The 13,947-nt window shown below is 62.5% G+C and carries 14 protein-coding genes; 7 read left to right on the top strand and 7 right to left on the bottom strand.

The window, feature by feature from the left end:
- Positions 1-20 precede the first annotated feature (20 nt).
- A complete protein-coding gene (locus tag H7847_RS03885) occupies positions 21-371 on the top strand; it encodes a DUF6614 family protein (protein ID WP_227268063.1) in 351 nt (116 codons plus the stop codon).
- Between the two features lie 3 nt (positions 372-374).
- Here H7847_RS03885 and H7847_RS03880 read toward each other — a convergent pair whose 3' ends face one another.
- From H7847_RS03880 to H7847_RS03870, 3 genes are all read right to left on the bottom strand, one after another.
- A complete protein-coding gene (locus H7847_RS03880) occupies positions 375-1,853 on the bottom strand; it encodes a carboxypeptidase M32 (RefSeq protein WP_227268062.1) in 1,479 nt (492 codons plus the stop codon).
- The gene (gene ctaA, locus H7847_RS03875) at positions 1,853-3,004 is read right to left on the bottom strand and encodes a heme A synthase (RefSeq protein ID WP_227268061.1); all 1,152 of its coding nucleotides are present in this window, start codon (positions 3,002-3,004) and stop codon (positions 1,853-1,855) included. The genes H7847_RS03880 and ctaA overlap by 1 nt, the downstream gene beginning before the upstream one ends.
- Before the next feature lie 62 nt (positions 3,005-3,066).
- Positions 3,067-3,822: an RNA methyltransferase gene (locus H7847_RS03870; protein ID WP_227268060.1), complete on the bottom strand. Its 756-nt coding sequence runs from the start codon at positions 3,820-3,822 to the stop codon at positions 3,067-3,069.
- 147 nt (positions 3,823-3,969) lie between these two features.
- Between H7847_RS03870 and H7847_RS03865 the strand changes: the two genes are divergently transcribed.
- Positions 3,970-4,590, top strand: a complete 621-nt coding sequence (locus H7847_RS03865) for a thiamine phosphate synthase (protein WP_227268059.1) — start codon at positions 3,970-3,972, stop codon at positions 4,588-4,590.
- 4 nt (positions 4,591-4,594) lie between these two features.
- Here H7847_RS03865 and H7847_RS03860 read toward each other — a convergent pair whose 3' ends face one another.
- The gene (locus H7847_RS03860; protein ID WP_227268058.1) at positions 4,595-5,788 is read right to left on the bottom strand and encodes a HupE/UreJ family protein; all 1,194 of its coding nucleotides are present in this window, start codon (positions 5,786-5,788) and stop codon (positions 4,595-4,597) included.
- On the opposite strand from H7847_RS03860, the gene H7847_RS03855 reads away from it, so the two are divergent.
- The 4 genes from H7847_RS03855 to H7847_RS03840 all read left to right on the top strand — a co-directional run bounded on the left by H7847_RS03855 (position 5,787) and on the right by H7847_RS03840 (position 9,258).
- Positions 5,787-6,599: a DUF4198 domain-containing protein gene (locus H7847_RS03855; protein WP_227268057.1), complete on the top strand. Its 813-nt coding sequence runs from the start codon at positions 5,787-5,789 to the stop codon at positions 6,597-6,599. The two genes, H7847_RS03860 and H7847_RS03855, sit on opposite strands and share 2 nt — an antisense overlap.
- Positions 6,600-6,649: 50 nt before the next feature.
- Positions 6,650-7,543 carry a PfkB family carbohydrate kinase gene (locus H7847_RS03850; protein ID WP_227268056.1) on the top strand — a complete coding sequence of 298 codons (894 nt, stop codon included), beginning with the start codon at positions 6,650-6,652 and terminating at the stop codon, positions 7,541-7,543.
- Complete coding sequence (locus H7847_RS03845; protein WP_227268055.1) at positions 7,540-8,460, top strand: pseudouridine-5'-phosphate glycosidase; 921 nt, start codon at positions 7,540-7,542, stop codon at positions 8,458-8,460. Before H7847_RS03850 ends, H7847_RS03845 begins: the two co-directional genes overlap by 4 nt.
- 93 nt (positions 8,461-8,553) lie before the next feature.
- Positions 8,554-9,258, top strand: a complete 705-nt coding sequence (locus tag H7847_RS03840; RefSeq protein WP_227268054.1) for a DUF502 domain-containing protein — start codon at positions 8,554-8,556, stop codon at positions 9,256-9,258.
- Here the strand turns inward: H7847_RS03840 and H7847_RS03835 are convergent, their stop codons facing one another.
- Positions 9,259-10,296 carry a patatin-like phospholipase family protein gene (locus tag H7847_RS03835; RefSeq protein WP_227268053.1) on the bottom strand — a complete coding sequence of 346 codons (1,038 nt, stop codon included), beginning with the start codon at positions 10,294-10,296 and terminating at the stop codon, positions 9,259-9,261.
- Between the two features lie 83 nt (positions 10,297-10,379).
- Complete coding sequence (locus H7847_RS03830) at positions 10,380-11,165, bottom strand: 3-hydroxybutyrate dehydrogenase (RefSeq protein ID WP_264479444.1); 786 nt, start codon at positions 11,163-11,165, stop codon at positions 10,380-10,382.
- 333 nt (positions 11,166-11,498) lie between these two features.
- Here H7847_RS03830 and H7847_RS03825 point away from each other — a divergent pair, with 333 nt between their 5' ends.
- A complete protein-coding gene (locus tag H7847_RS03825; protein WP_406675961.1) occupies positions 11,499-13,316 on the top strand; it encodes an extracellular solute-binding protein in 1,818 nt (605 codons plus the stop codon).
- On the opposite strand, the gene H7847_RS03820 is transcribed toward H7847_RS03825, so the two are convergent.
- On the bottom strand, positions 13,317-13,940 hold the full coding sequence (locus H7847_RS03820; protein WP_227268051.1) for a helix-turn-helix domain-containing protein: 624 nt from the start codon (positions 13,938-13,940) through the stop codon (positions 13,317-13,319).
- Positions 13,941-13,947: the final 7 nt, after the last annotated feature.

The following is a 13,947-nucleotide window of genomic DNA, read 5'->3' as shown; positions in this document are numbered from 1 at the left end:
AAGCTGTGCGAGGTGACCGGATGAATATCTATTGCTGCATGATCACATTGAAAGACGACGCCAAGGCCCTGCTCTTTGCCAAGGCGCTGGACGAATGGATGGGGCATCTGCAGGCGGCCGGGGTGATCGGCGCCTGGCGCCTGATGCGGCGCAAACTCAACCTCGCGGCAGATTGCTACCGCGACTTCATGCTGGAAATTGAGGTGGACGGGCTGGCGCAGCTGGACGAAGCTTTCCGGCTGACAGGGGCGCATGATGACGATGTGGCGGCAAAACACCGCGCCGTGAACGACCTCGTGGCCTCGGCGGAGTTCGCCCTCTACCGCCCCTACCCCGACATGGAGCGGGCAGAGCGCATGGCGCTTCTGTAACGCTCAAAGGCCGTATAGCGCGGTGAATTTCTTCGTCAGATAGGCCAGCAGGGGCGCTTCCGAAGGCGCGGCCCCGCGCGCCTGCGCGATCACTTCCCGCGGCTCATAGAGCCCGCCGTGGGTTTGCACATTCTCGCGCAGCCACGTGGTGGCAGCAGAGGTATCCCCCTGCGCCAACTGCCCGTCGAGATTTGGCAGCGCCGCGCACATCGCTTCATGCAAACAGCCCGCGTAGACATTGCCAAGGCTGTAGGTGGGGAAGTAGCCAAAGAGACCCACGGCCCAGTGCACGTCCTGCAATACCCCGTTGGAGGGTCTGTCCACGGCAAAGCCGAAATCAGCCAGAAAGCGGTCATTCCACGCGGTCTCCAGATCGCCGACCTGCAGATCACCAGACATCAGCGCGCGCTCCAGATCAAAGCGCAAGAGCACGTGAAGATTATATTGCAACTCATCCGCTTCGGTTCGGATAAATCCGTCAGAGACCCGGTTCACCGCGGCATAGAACGCGTCCTCATCCGGGATGCCGAAATCCCCAAACGCGTCTTTCATCTCGCCAAAGAGCCAGCCGGTAAAGGCGCGGCTGCGCCCGATCTGATTCTCATAGATGCGGCTCTGGCTTTCATGTACCCCCATCGACACGCCCTGCCCCAGCGGCGTCAGCAGGTAGCGGCGATCAATGTTCTGCTCATAGGCCGCGTGGCCGACCTCGTGGATCGTCGAATAAAAGCAGTTGAAAGGATCGGCGGGGTTGGTCCGGGTGGTGATCCGGACATCCAGACCCGAGCCGGAACTGAAGGGATGCACGGCCTTGTCCACCCGGCCATGCATCATGTCATAGCCAAAGGTCTTGGCAAGCTTGCGCGTGAGCTTCATCTGCGCCGTTTCATCAAAATGGCCCGTTACGGCGGCGGGCGCTTTCGCCTCCCGCACGGCGGCCCGCAGGGCGGTCAACTCGGGGCGGAGCGCGCCGAACATCGCTTCGATTTCAGCCCCGGTGGTACCGGGCTCGTAATCCTGCAGCATGGCGTCATAGATGTCGCCGCCCTCCGCGAGCGCCGCGCCTTCTTCGCGTTTCAACGCGATCACCTGCGTCAGGGTTGGGGCAAAACCGGCAAAATCATCCGTCGCCCGCGCCTCCGCCCAGACCCCTTGGGCTTCGGATGTGACGCGGGCAATCCCGGCTGCCAGTTTGGCAGGCACCTTGCTGGCCCGGTCAAAGCCGCGGCGAATATGGCGCAGTTGCGCTTGCGCCTCTCCATCAAGGTCCTCCCCCTCCGCCGCCGCAAGCCAGTCCGCCACGCGAGGGTCGGCCCGGCGCGCATGCAGCACCGTTTCCAGGGCCGCAACCTCTTGCCCGCGCTGTGCGCTCGCACCACGGGGCATCATGGTTTCCTGATCCCACTCCAACCGCCCGGCAATGGCAGACAGGGCTTGCGTGTCGCGGGCGAAAGACAGGAGTGCGTTGTAGGATGAGGCCATCAGGAGGCTCCTCTGACTGAGGTTGCAAGGGGATATCCGCTCAGGAACCGGGCCCGCAGGATCAGAACCCAGACAATGACGGCAAGCGTCTGGTGGAAAATCGCGATATGCGCGGGCGCGCCATAAAGCACCGTGACAATCCCCAGCACAATCTGCAGCGCCATGGCGGCCAGCACCGCATTGAAGGCAAAGCGCGTGTTTGGGTGCGAGGATTTGCGCCCGCGCAGCCAGACGACAACGGTGAAGGCGATCAGCACATAGCCGGTGACCCGGTGCATGAATTGGACCAATCCGGGGCTTTCAAAGAAATTGCGCCACAGCGGCTCGAAGCTCAGCGCGGTGGCGGGAAAGACCTGCCCGCCCATCAGCGGCCAGTCGGTATAGCTGCGCCCGGCGTCGATGCCGGCCACAAGCGCGCCCAGCAGGATTTGCAAAAACGTGAAATGCAAAAGCCCGGTCGAAAGCCCCCATTGCCGGGTCTCCTTGGCCCGGCGCGCCTGCATCAGATCAGAGGCCCTGCGGCCCAGTTCCATGATATACCAGGCAATGAAGCCCAGGATGATAAAGGCCAGCCCCAGATGCGTGGCCAGACGGTAGCTGGCCACATCGGTCATCCCCTCGCCCTGCGTCACACCCGACGCCACCATCCACCAGCCGATGGCCCCCTGTGCGCCGCCAAGCAGCCCCAGCCAGAGCAGCCTGCCATGCCACCCGGTGGGGATTTGCCGTCGGATGGCGAAGTACCCAAAGCCCAGAGCCCAGACAAGGCCGATGACACGGCCCAGCTGCCGATGCCCCCATTCCCACCAGTAGATGACCTTGAAATCGGCCATCTCCATCCACTGGTTCTGGATGCGGAACTCGTCGATGGCCTGATACTTTTCGAACTCGGACTGCCAGTCGGCGGCAGTCATCGGCGGCAGCGCGCCGGTGATCGGGCGCCATTCGGTGATGCTGAGCCCGCTGTCGGTCAGTCGGGTCAGCCCGCCCACGGCAATCATCAAAAAGACCAGCGCAAATAGCACTTGCAACCACAGCCGGATCGCGCGCCGCGCGCCGTCCTGGCCTTTGTCGATCCGGCCCGGCTGTGCTGCGGGTTTGGCCGCGTCGACCGTAGCCACTTCTTCAAACAACTTACGTTTGCCGCTCATCGGACATCCTCTTTGGCTCGCGCCGCGACCCTATGCCCGCGCGCGGGCAAGGTCCAGCGTGACTAGTCGCCGCGCGTCCTCCAGCGGATCATCTGGCGCATCATCCCGTGCAGCATCTGCACATCGGCGCGCGTCATCGGCATCCGGCTCCAGAAATTGCGCAGGTTGAGCCGCATGGAGTCCGATTTATGCGCCGGAAAGAAAAACCCCATCTCGTCCAGCCGCGCTTCGTAATGGCTGGCAAGGTGTTCGACCTCGGCAGTCTCGGCCCACTGGGTGCCGGCCATCTCGACGGTCTCGGGGGTGATCTCATGTATCGCGCGCTGCCATTCGTAGCCCATCAACAGCACGCATTGCGCGAGGTTGAGCGAGGGAAACGCCGGGTTCACCGGCACCGAAATGATCGCGTTGGCGCGCACGATGTCCTCGTTTTCCAGCCCTGCCCGTTCCGGCCCAAAGAGCACGGCCACGCGCTGTCCGTCGCGGATGCGCCTGGCTGTCGCGCGCATCGCTTCTTCGGGACTGAAAACCGGTTTGGTCAAATCGCGGGAACGCGCTGTCGTGGCAAAGACATAAGTGCAGTCGCTGATGCTCTCGGCCAGTGTCGGGGTCAGTTGTGCCTCATCCAGAAGCCGTCCCGCCCCGCTGGCCAGCGCCACCGCCGCCGGGTTCGGCCAGCCATCACGCGGCGCTACGACGCGCATCCGGTCCAGCCCGAAGTTCCACATGGCCCGCGCTGCCGCGCCGATGTTTTCCCCCATTTGCGGGCGCACCAGAACAAAGGCCGGGGAGGCGGGCGGATCAAGAACATCGGTCATGGGGGCCTCATACGATCCTCTGCGCGTCTTCGCAACGGAGCGCGTCCTCTGGTTGCGATGAAAAACCATCGAACGCGGGCAGATAGTTTTCATTTCCCGACACTTGCGCTACTGCTCCTGCGCAGCAAGACCCAAAGGACCGCGCGCATGGATATCCCCGAAAAACCGCAGCTTTACCTCATTACCCCACCGGAGTTTGAACTGAGCAGCTTTCCAGAGGTATTGGCCCGCACGCTGGATGCCCATGCGGTGGCCTGCGTGCGGCTTGAACTGGCCACACGCGACGCGGATAAGCTGTCGCGCGCCGCCGACGCGCTGCGCGAAGTGACCCATGCCCGCGATGTCGCGCTGGTGCTGGGCGACCACTCGGTGCTTGCGGATCGGTTGGGGCTGGACGGTGTGCATCTGACGGATGCGGCACGTTCCGTGCGCGAGACCCGCAAGGCGCTGGGTGAGGACGCCATTGTCGGCTGTTTCTGCGGCACCTCGCGCCATGATGGCATGTCCGCAGGCGAAGCAGGCGCAGATTACGTGGCTTTCGGGCCGGTCTCCGCCTCGGCCCTGGGGGATGGCAGCCACGCGCCGCTCGATCTCTTTGAATGGTGGTCGGAGGTGATCGAAGTTCCGGTGGTGGCCGAAGGCGGATTGGACGCCGCCCGGATTGCACAACTGACCCCGTTTACGGATTTCTTTGGTCTGGGCGAGGAAATCTGGCAGGCGGAGGACCCCGCCCGGCGGCTGGGTGAATTGATCGAAGCGATGGGCTGAACGGTCAGAAAAACACGCGCTCGATGCACCAGTAGGCCCCGATCAGCGCGATCAGCAGCGATCCGGGGATCGACACCGCGCGAAACATCACCGCATAGGTGCCCACGGGGGCTTCGACCTCAGAGAGATCAGACCGGCGCGCAAGCCTTGTGCATCCCAGCAGGACCAGGGCTGCAATGGCGATAACGGTCAGCTGCCCGATCTCGACCCCCACGTTGAATCCGATCAGGGCGGGGATGAACTGGTTCTCGGGCAGGCCGAAGGCCGCCAGAACGGAGGCAAAGCCAAGCCCGTGCAGCAGACCGAACCCGAAAATAATGAGCGGCCGCCAGCGTGTGAGACCGCGCTGAAACAGGTTTTCGACGGCCACATAGACGATGGAGGCGGCAATCAGCGGCTCCACGATACTGCCGGGCAGCGTGACCCAGCCCAAGGCGCCAAGCGCCAGCGTGACGGTGTGGGCCAGCGTGAAGGCACTGACCTGCCACAGCAGCGGGGCCCACTTCGTGCTGAGAAAGAACAGCCCCAGCACAAACAGAATGTGGTCGAGACCCTTGGGCAGAATATGATCGAAGCCCACCGGGATGTAGGTCAGAAAAGCGGCGCCCGGCGTTTGTGCCGCCCCACCGTCAAGCGCAATCGCGGGGCTCGATTGGCCGCCCTCCAGAAAGCCTGTGTAGGGGGCCTCCACCCCTTGCTGGCGCAAGACCAGTGCGCCGGAGCCCGCAGGCCAGTTGACGGTCAAAGCCTCCGTATTGGCAGGCAGCTGCCCGGTCACCCGCAGGTCCGAGATGCGCGGCAGTTCGACATCGATGTCATCCGGGATCGTCAACGCCTCAAGGCTCAGGGGCACCGCCTCCCCCGCCTGCACCAGCGGGTGCGCGTTCCAAAGCGCGATGATCTCCTGCGTCCGGGCCGTGATGTCGCTGGCAGGCAGCGCGCGCAGCACATCGTAATCCCCCGCCGCTGCATCTGCGTCGGTGTCCTCCACCGCATCAAGGTCGATGCCCGCCAGAAAGGCTTCGATGTTGATGCGCAGATCCAGCACCACCTGCCCCTCCCCGGTCACGGTGATGTCGGCGATGGTCGGCAAAACCTCATGCGCCGCGGGTTTCGACACCCCCGCCGCGAAAATGACCGTTGACACCACCGCCAAAAGGCACAGCTTTAAAACCAAACGGGAAAAAGGTTCAGACATGGGTTTCGCGCGCCTCTCGATCATTCTTGCACTCTTTGCCGGAGCCCCGGCGCTCGCGCACGAGTTTTGGATTGAACCGGAGCAATATCAAGTGGAAAGCGGCGCGCCGGTCATCGCGTCTCTCAAAAATGGTCAGAAATTCAAAGGGGTGTCTCAGGCCTACTTTGAAAACCGCTTTACCCGGTTTGAGACGATCCGGGGCGAGACCGTCAAACCGGTCGACGGGCGTCTGGGCGATAGCCCTGCCTTGCAAACCATTGCGCCGGATGAAGGTCTCTTGGTGATCGTACATGAGACAACCCCGTCGACCCTGACCTACCAGGAATGGGAGAAGTTTCTGGCTTTCGTGGCGCACAAGGATTTTCGGCACGCTGTTGAACACCATGAAGCAAAGGGCTGGCCGAAACAGCCGTTTCGAGAGCGCTACACCCGCCATGTCAAGGCGCTGATCGCTGTCGGAAGCGGCGCAGGGAAGGATCAACCCCAGGGACTTGCAACAGAATTCATTGCGCGCACCAATCCCTATCTGGAAGGTTTTGACGGCACGATGCGCGTGGAATTGCACGATCAGGGGCGCCCGCGCGCCGATGCTCAGGTCGAGGTCTTTGAGAAATCCGCTGATGGGGCCGTGGAGATCACGCTGTACCGCACCGATGCAAACGGTCTGGTGGCTGTCCCGGTGCGGCCCGGGCACAGCTACCTCTTTGATGCTGTCGTCCTGCGTGAAGCGCCCGCAGCGGCGGGGGACGACCGGGCACCCCTATGGCAGACGCTCTGGGCGGCGCTGACCTTCGCGGTCCCGGCACCGTGACCGGCAATCTAGGGGCTTGATCCGCCCTGGATTGCCGGTCACAAGACGGCATGACGCCAAAACCGGATATCCTGTGCATCGGGTCTGTTCTTTGGGACGTGATCGGACGTTCCGCCAGCGCGATGCGGCAGGGCTCGGATGTACCGGGACGCATCACGCGCCTGCCCGGCGGCGTTGCGATGAACATCGCGATGACGCTGGCGCGGTTTGGCCTGACACCGGCCTTGCTGACGGCGATTGGCCGCGACCCCGAAGGCGATGAGCTGATCGCCGCCTGTGCGGCCCGCGGCATGGTGACCGAGACGGTTTATCGATCCGATGATTTGCCCACCGACAGGTATATGGCGGTGGAAGGCGCAAACGGGTTGATTGCGGCCATCGCGGATGCACATTCCCTGGAAGCGGCCGGCGCGAAGGTTCTCTCGCCGCTGTCGGACGGGCGTTTAGCCTCGACGGCGGCACCGTATCAGGGGCCCGTGGCCCTTGATGGCAACCTGACGCTGGAGCTGCTGAGCGAGATCGCCCGAAGCCCGCTTCTGGCGGCGGCGGATTTACGGGTGGCCCCGGCCTCGCCCGGCAAGGCGGAACGTCTGACGCCCTTTGTGGCGGCCGGGCGCGGCACGCTCTACGTCAACCTCGAAGAGGCGGGATTGCTCTGTCAGACCACGTTCCGCTCATCACGACACGCCGCCGAGAGCCTGCTGGAAAAAGGTGCCGCCCGCGTGCTGGTAACCGATGGTGGTGCCGATGCAACCGAAGGCCACGCGGGCGGCCTTCTGACACAGACCCCGCCCCGGGTGCTGGTGACCCGCGTGACCGGCGCCGGTGATACCTTCATGGCGGCCCATATCGCGTCGGAAGTGCGCGGCGCGACGGCGGCCGACGCATTGGATCAGGCGCTCACCGCCGCCGCCACCTATGTTTCAGGAGAAACACCCCTATGACCGCCCTGCCCCTGCTGCATTCCACCGAAGTGGCCGCTGCCAAGGCCAGCAACAGGCCGGTCGTGGCGCTGGAAAGCACCATCATTACCCACGGCATGCCCTATCCCCGGAACCTAGAGGTTGCGCGTCAGGTCGAGGATGATTTGCGCGGCCTCGGCGTGACCCCCGCCACCATCGCGGTGATCGACGGCCGCCTGCATGCGGGTCTGGAACCGGATCAACTGGAGAGGCTCGCACAGGCCAAAGGCGTCGCAAAACTGTCGCGGGCCGATATCGCGGCCTGCATGGCCACGGGCGGCACCGGTGCCACGACTGTTGCCGCAACGATGATCGGGGCGCATCTCGCCGGGATCAGCGTTTTTGCAACCGGCGGGATCGGCGGCGTGCACCGCGGGGCGGAGAACAGCTTTGACATCTCCGCCGACCTGATGGAGCTGGCGCAAACGCCCGTAACCGTGGTCGCCGCCGGGGCCAAGGCCATTCTCGATGTGGACAAGACCCTCGAGGTTCTCGAAACCCAAGGGGTGCCGGTGATTGCCGTGGGTCAGGACCGGTTTCCGGCCTTCTGGAGCGCCTCCTCGCCGCTCAACGCCCCTTTGCGGATGGACAGCGCGGCCCAGATCGCCGCCGCACATCTCATGCGCGGCCAACTGGGGTTGCCGGGCGGTCAGCTGGTGGCCAACCCGATCCCGGCAGCGGATGAAATTCCGGCGGCGACCCTCGCCCCGATCATCGCGCAGGCGCAATCGGATGCAGACCGGCACGGGATCAAGGGCAAGGCCGTGACCCCCTATCTCCTGCAGCGCATTTTTGAACTGACGGAGGGCAAATCCCTCACCGCCAACATCGCGCTGGTGCGCAATAATGCCCGTCTGGCCGGGGCAATCGCCCAAGCCTTGAGCGCAGATGCACGCTGAGCGAGAATGAAGAAACCCAGTTTGACCCAGCCCATTGTAGAGCGCGGCGAAACCGCCTACCTACGCAGGGCGTCTTTTACGTCCGGACAGTGAATGAATACACCTTTCGATCCAGATACGCCCATGCCGCGCCGAGGATTCTTCGCGCGATTGCGGGCCAACTTTCTAACAGGTCTGGTCGTGATCGCCCCGGTCGGCCTGACAATCTGGCTGATCTGGTCTGTCGTCGGGTGGATTGACGGCTTTGTCCTGCCCCTGGTGCCCAACAACTACCAACCGGACCGGGTGCTTCAGGACCTGCTGGGTCTGGACCCCTCGGTGCAGATCAATGTGCGGGGCATCGGGGTCGTTATCTTCCTCGTCTTCACCATCATTGTGGGGTGGATGGCCAAGGGGCTGATCGGGCGGTCGCTGATTTCCTTTGCGGAAAGCCTCGTGGAACGGACCCCGGTGGTGCGGTCGATCTATTCGGGGATCAAGCAGATCTCCGAGACGGTCTTTGCCCAGTCTGAACGCTCCTTTGAAAAGGCCTGCCTGATCCAATATCCGCGCAAGGGGATCTGGGCCATCGGCTTCATCTCGACCCACACCAAGGGCGAGATCGCAGCACGGGGCAACGATGGCGCGCCGATGCAAAGCATTTTTCTGCCCACAACCCCCAACCCGACATCCGGATTCTTGCTCTTTGTACCCGCCGATGACGTGATCGAGCTGGATATGACCGTGGAAGAAGCGGCAAAACTGGTGATTTCTGCAGGACTTGTCTATCCAAACGGCAAAGAGCCCGAAAAGGCCTAGCTACTGAAACATCTCGACCAGATCGACCGAGCTTTGCTCGTTCAGTTCATCGCGATGCGCCGCCAGGAAATCATCCGCCGCCCTCTGTCCGGCCTGTTTCAGACGAGCCAGTGTATAAGGTGTGGGCAACAGCTTGGTTGCGACGGACAGCTCGTTCATCAGCGGATCATCGGCGATCATATGGACGAGCACGCGGCGCATTTCGCCCTTCTTCACCTTGCCCGCGGCCAGCAGTCGCTGCACAAAATCAATCGCGCGCAGTTCACGCAACAGAGATGAGTTAAAGCTGATCTCGTTGATCCGGTTCTGGATGCCCTGTGCCGTGCGCGGCGTTTCGCGCCGTTCCAGCGGGTTGATATTCACAATCACGATGTCCTCGGGCAGCGCTTCGTTAAACAGCGGGAAGAGCGCGGGGTTCCCGGTATAGCCGCCGTCCCAGTAGTCATCGGTCAGACCGGTCTCCGGGTCGGTGACCGCGACGGCCTGGAATATGGTTGGCAGACAAGCCGAGGCCATGATGACATCCGTGCTGATTTCGCTGTCCTTGAACACCCGGACCTTGCCGCTGCGCACTTTCGTGGCGCAAATGAACAGACAGGGCCCGCCGCTGTTTTCAGCGCAAACCTTATCGTAGTTGAACTGGGACACGATGGGCTTCAGCGGGTTGGTATAAAATCCGCCCAGGGCATAGGGCGAGACCGCCCGCGACCACGCATCCGCCGCCATGAAGGGGATCGAGTATTCAAGCGCCCGAGAGACACTGGACAGGGAAAACGGCACCATCCATTCTGGAATACGCATGTCGGGTCGCGCACCCACCTCCTCCCAGAGCCAGTCGAGCCGGGCGCGGGCCCCTTCCCGACCACCTTCGATCATGCCGGCCTTGAGCGCCGCCCCGTTCAAAGCGCCGGCGCTGGTGCCCGAGATCGAGGCAATTTCCAGGTCTTCATCGCTGAGCAGCCGGTCAAGTACGCCCCAGGTAAAAGCCCCGTGGGCACCGCCGCCCTGCAGGGCAAGGTTGATCCGTTTCTTTGTCATCGTCTGTTTCCACCTTTTTCAGGTCGTCCCCGCCGCAGTCGTTTTTCTGGGTCCAGAATATCCGGACCCTGCGCAAGAATTCCTTAAAGCGCCGTCCAGCCCCCATCGACGCTGATCGTGGTGCCCGTGATCTGGGCCGCAGCCTCGGAGCACAAGAAGGTCGCGGTGCCGCCCATCTGCTCCACCGTGGCAAACTCCTTGGAGGGCTGACGGGTCAGCATCACCTTTTCGATGACCTCTTCACGGCTCATGTCGTATTCCTTCATCGTGTCGGGGATCTGCTTTTCCACGATAGGGGTCAGAACATAGCCCGGACAGATCGCATTGGCGGTGATCGGCTCCTTTGCGGTCTCCAGCGCGGTGGTCTTGGTCAGCCCGACAATCCCGTGTTTCGCCGCGATATAGGCCGATTTATAGGGCGAGGCCGTCAGCCCATGCGCGGAGGCGATATTCAAGACACGGCCCCACCCCGCCTTGCGCATCATCGGCAGAGCCACAGCCGTGGTGTGAAAGGCAGAGGACAGGTTGATTGCAAGGATCGCGTCCCATTTCTCGGTGGGGAACTCGGGAATGCCCGCGACATGCTGGATGCCGGCGTTGTTTACCAGGATATCACAGACACCAGCCTTGGTGATGAGATCGCGGCACTGGTCGCCCTTGGACATATCCGCCGGAATGTAACGGGCAGTGACGCCGGTTTCATCGGCAATCTCCTTGGCCAGGGCGTGATCCTCCTCGCTGTCCGTAAAGGAATTCAGCACGATATCGGCGCCTGCACGCGCCAGTTCCCTGGCAATGCCCAGACCAATTCCCGAATTGGACCCGGTGATGACGGCGGTCTTTCCCGAAAGTGAAATCTCGAAACTCATGGTTGTGTCCTTCTCTGACCAGCGCATGCTGCATTGCACACATCATGGCGTGCTGCAGCTGCAAAGGAAACGGGAAACTGCCGGAAGGTGGCCCGCGCAGGGCATCCCGCGCGTCGTGTTACGGATCATAACCGCAGGACCCCAAAAAAAACGCCTGCACAAGGCAGGCGTTAAGTTATTGAGGCAGGTTTCATACAGGCAAGAAACCTATCGAGCAGTGCTCTCTTTATAAGCAATCTATGGCCGCTGTCCAAGCTAAAAGTTTGATAAGACGGAAATACCCCGGTAGGCTCTGGCGCAATAAAACAAGGGCAGCAGAGGATTGTCTCTGAAATGGGTACTGTTTTTTTCCATCGTCTTGGGCGATTTTTTGCTGCTGGGGCAGTGATTCTGTCGGGCGCCGCCGCGCAGGCGGAGCCGCAGCACGGGATATCTATGTACGGCACCCCGGCCCTGCCACCGGATTTTGTGTCGCTCCCCTACGTCTGGCCGGATGCGCCCAAGGGGGGCAGCATCACTTTGGGCAATACAGGCGGGTTCAACAGCCTCAACCCATACGTGCGCAAAGGGACCGTCCCCTGGCAGTTGCGGTTTTTCACCCATGAGGCGCTGATGGGCCGATCCTTGGACGAACCCTTCACACTTTACGGCCTGCTCGCCGAATCGGTTGAGGTGCCGGAGGACCGCGCCTGGGTCGAATTCACCCTGCGGCCAGAGGCGCGGTTTTCCGATGGCAGCCCGGTCACGGTCGAGGATGTGATCTTTTCCTATGAGCTTCTGGGAGCAGAGGGGCATCCGCGCTATCACAGCCTGCATCGGCAAGTGGAGACCATGGAACAAACCGGCCCCCGCAGCCTGCGCATCACCTTTAACAGCGACAATCGCGAATTGGCGCTCTTGGCGGGCATGCGCCCGATCCTCAGCAAGGCGCAATGGGAGGGGCGTGATTTTGCCAATGCGCCGCTGGAAGAGGTTCCCCTGGGGTCCGGCCCCTATATCGTCTCAAGCTACGAGGCGGGCCGGTTTGTCGAGCTGACCCGCAACCCCGACTATTGGGGGGCCGATATTCCGCTGCGACGCGGCACGAACAACTTTGACACCATCAAGCTGGACTTTTACGGTGATGCCTCGGTGATGTTCGAGGCGTTCAAGGCCGGTGAAATCTCCGCTCTGCGGGAGTTCAACGCGGAAAAATGGGCAACGCAATACAACTTCCCGGCCGTCACGCAGGGCAACATCGTGAAATCGGAAATACCGCATGGCAAACCTTCCGGGATGACAGGTTTCGTGATGAACAGCCGCAAACCACCCTTTGATGACTGGCGCGTGCGCGAGGCGATGATCCAGGCCTTCAATTTCGAATACATCAATGACACGCTCACCGGGGGGGCACAGCCCCGGATCACCTCCTATTTCTCCAACTCTGATCTGGCGTTTCAAAGTGGGCCCGCCAAGGGCCGTGTGGCGGACCTGCTGGCGCCCTTCGCCGCCCAGCTGTTGCCGGGCACGCTGGAGGGCTATGTCTTTGCGCAGTCTGATGGCTCCTTGCGCAACCGGCAAGGCATTCGCCGGGCCATGGCGCTGTTGGCAGAGGCGGGCTGGGCCGCCGAAGAGGGCGTGATGCAGGATGCGGAGGGCACGCCGCTGTCCTTCACCATCCTGCTTTCGCAGGGCAGCAGCGAAAACAAGGCCATTGCCGATCTCTATGTGAACACGCTGTCACGGCTTGGCGTCGATGTGCGCATTGAGACGGCGGATGATGCGCAGTTTGTGGCCCGGACAAATGCGTTCGACTTTGACATGGCCCCCTATCGCCGTGCGCTCTCGCTCTCGCCCGGCAACGAACAGAGGTTTTACTGGGGGTCCGAGGCTGCGGTACAGGAGGGCTCGCGCAATCTGATGGGGGTTGCCTCGCCGGCCGTGGATGCAATGATCGATGCGATGCTGACTGCCCGCAATGAGGCGGATTTCCTGGCCGCCGTCCGCGCTCTGGACAGGCTGCTCACGGCGGGGCGCTATGTCATTCCGTTCTGGCAGTTCACCACGGGGCGTATCGCGCATGAGGCGGAGATGGCGTTTCCCGACCGGCTGCCAATCGACGGAGACGGCCCGAACTTCATGCCGGAGGTGTGGTGGTCCGAGGCGCGCTGATCACACCAGCGAGGTGACCCAGAGGATATTGGCATCCTCGGCGCTGACAGACACAACGTTATGACCCATCGTGGCATCGTAATAGGCGCTGTCGCCGCGCCGCATCTCGATGGGTTCGTAGAACTCGGTATAGAGCCGGATCACCCCGGTCAGCACATAGAGGAATTCTTCGCCGTCATGGCGCACCCAGCCGTCAAACTCCGACATGTTGCGGGCGCGCACGCGGGCCCGATAGGGCAGCATCTGCTTTTTCGTCAACGTGTCGGCCAGAAGCTCGTGTTCATAAGTCACGGTTGCCTGTGCCGAGCCCTGCCCCGATTTCGTCACCGCAAGCCGTCCGTTGATCTGTCCGGTCTGCGGCGGCGTGAAAAGCTGCGGGATGGAAATTTCAAGGCCCACGGCCAGCTTTTTCAGCGCGTCGTAGGTGGGCGACATCTGCCCGTTTTCGATCTTGCTGAGCGTCGAGCGGGCCAGCCCGGCCTGGCTGGCGGCCTGCTCCAACGTCCAGTCCCGCGCCTTGCGCAGCTCGCGCACGCGCACGCCCAGGTCAAGCGGGGCTGCGGCTTCGTCAGGGCCGTTTTCGCGCGCGATGCGGATCAGGGTTTTGGGATCACTTTGGGTCATGCTCTTC

Origin of the sequence: Roseobacter weihaiensis (genome assembly GCF_020622345.1) — a bacterium.
Taxonomy (GTDB): Bacteria; Pseudomonadota; Alphaproteobacteria; order Rhodobacterales; family Rhodobacteraceae; genus Roseobacter; species Roseobacter weihaiensis.
Note: the sequence above shows the minus strand (reverse complement) of the source record. Positions and strands in the feature narration are given on the sequence as shown.

Coding starts and splice junctions, on each gene's coding strand:
- H7847_RS03860 (WP_227268058.1), bottom strand. CDS start 5,788: ATGTCTGAACCTTTTTCCCGTTTGGTTTTAAAGCTGTGCCTTTTGGCG.
- ctaA (WP_227268061.1), bottom strand. CDS start 3,004: ATGAGCGGCAAACGTAAGTTGTTTGAAGAAGTGGCTACGGTCGACGCG.
- H7847_RS03880 (WP_227268062.1), bottom strand. CDS start 1,853: ATGGCCTCATCCTACAACGCACTCCTGTCTTTCGCCCGCGACACGCAA.
- H7847_RS03845 (WP_227268055.1), top strand. CDS start 7,540: ATGACCGCCCTGCCCCTGCTGCATTCCACCGAAGTGGCCGCTGCCAAG.
- H7847_RS03885 (WP_227268063.1), top strand. CDS start 21: ATGAATATCTATTGCTGCATGATCACATTGAAAGACGACGCCAAGGCC.
- H7847_RS03850 (WP_227268056.1), top strand. CDS start 6,650: ATGACGCCAAAACCGGATATCCTGTGCATCGGGTCTGTTCTTTGGGAC.
- H7847_RS03825 (WP_406675961.1), top strand. CDS start 11,499: ATGGGTACTGTTTTTTTCCATCGTCTTGGGCGATTTTTTGCTGCTGGG.
- H7847_RS03855 (WP_227268057.1), top strand. CDS start 5,787: ATGGGTTTCGCGCGCCTCTCGATCATTCTTGCACTCTTTGCCGGAGCC.
- H7847_RS03830 (WP_264479444.1), bottom strand. CDS start 11,165: ATGAGTTTCGAGATTTCACTTTCGGGAAAGACCGCCGTCATCACCGGG.
- H7847_RS03840 (WP_227268054.1), top strand. CDS start 8,554: ATGAATACACCTTTCGATCCAGATACGCCCATGCCGCGCCGAGGATTC.
- H7847_RS03870 (WP_227268060.1), bottom strand. CDS start 3,822: ATGACCGATGTTCTTGATCCGCCCGCCTCCCCGGCCTTTGTTCTGGTG.
- H7847_RS03820 (WP_227268051.1), bottom strand. CDS start 13,940: ATGACCCAAAGTGATCCCAAAACCCTGATCCGCATCGCGCGCGAAAAC.
- H7847_RS03865 (WP_227268059.1), top strand. CDS start 3,970: ATGGATATCCCCGAAAAACCGCAGCTTTACCTCATTACCCCACCGGAG.
- H7847_RS03835 (WP_227268053.1), bottom strand. CDS start 10,296: ATGACAAAGAAACGGATCAACCTTGCCCTGCAGGGCGGCGGTGCCCAC.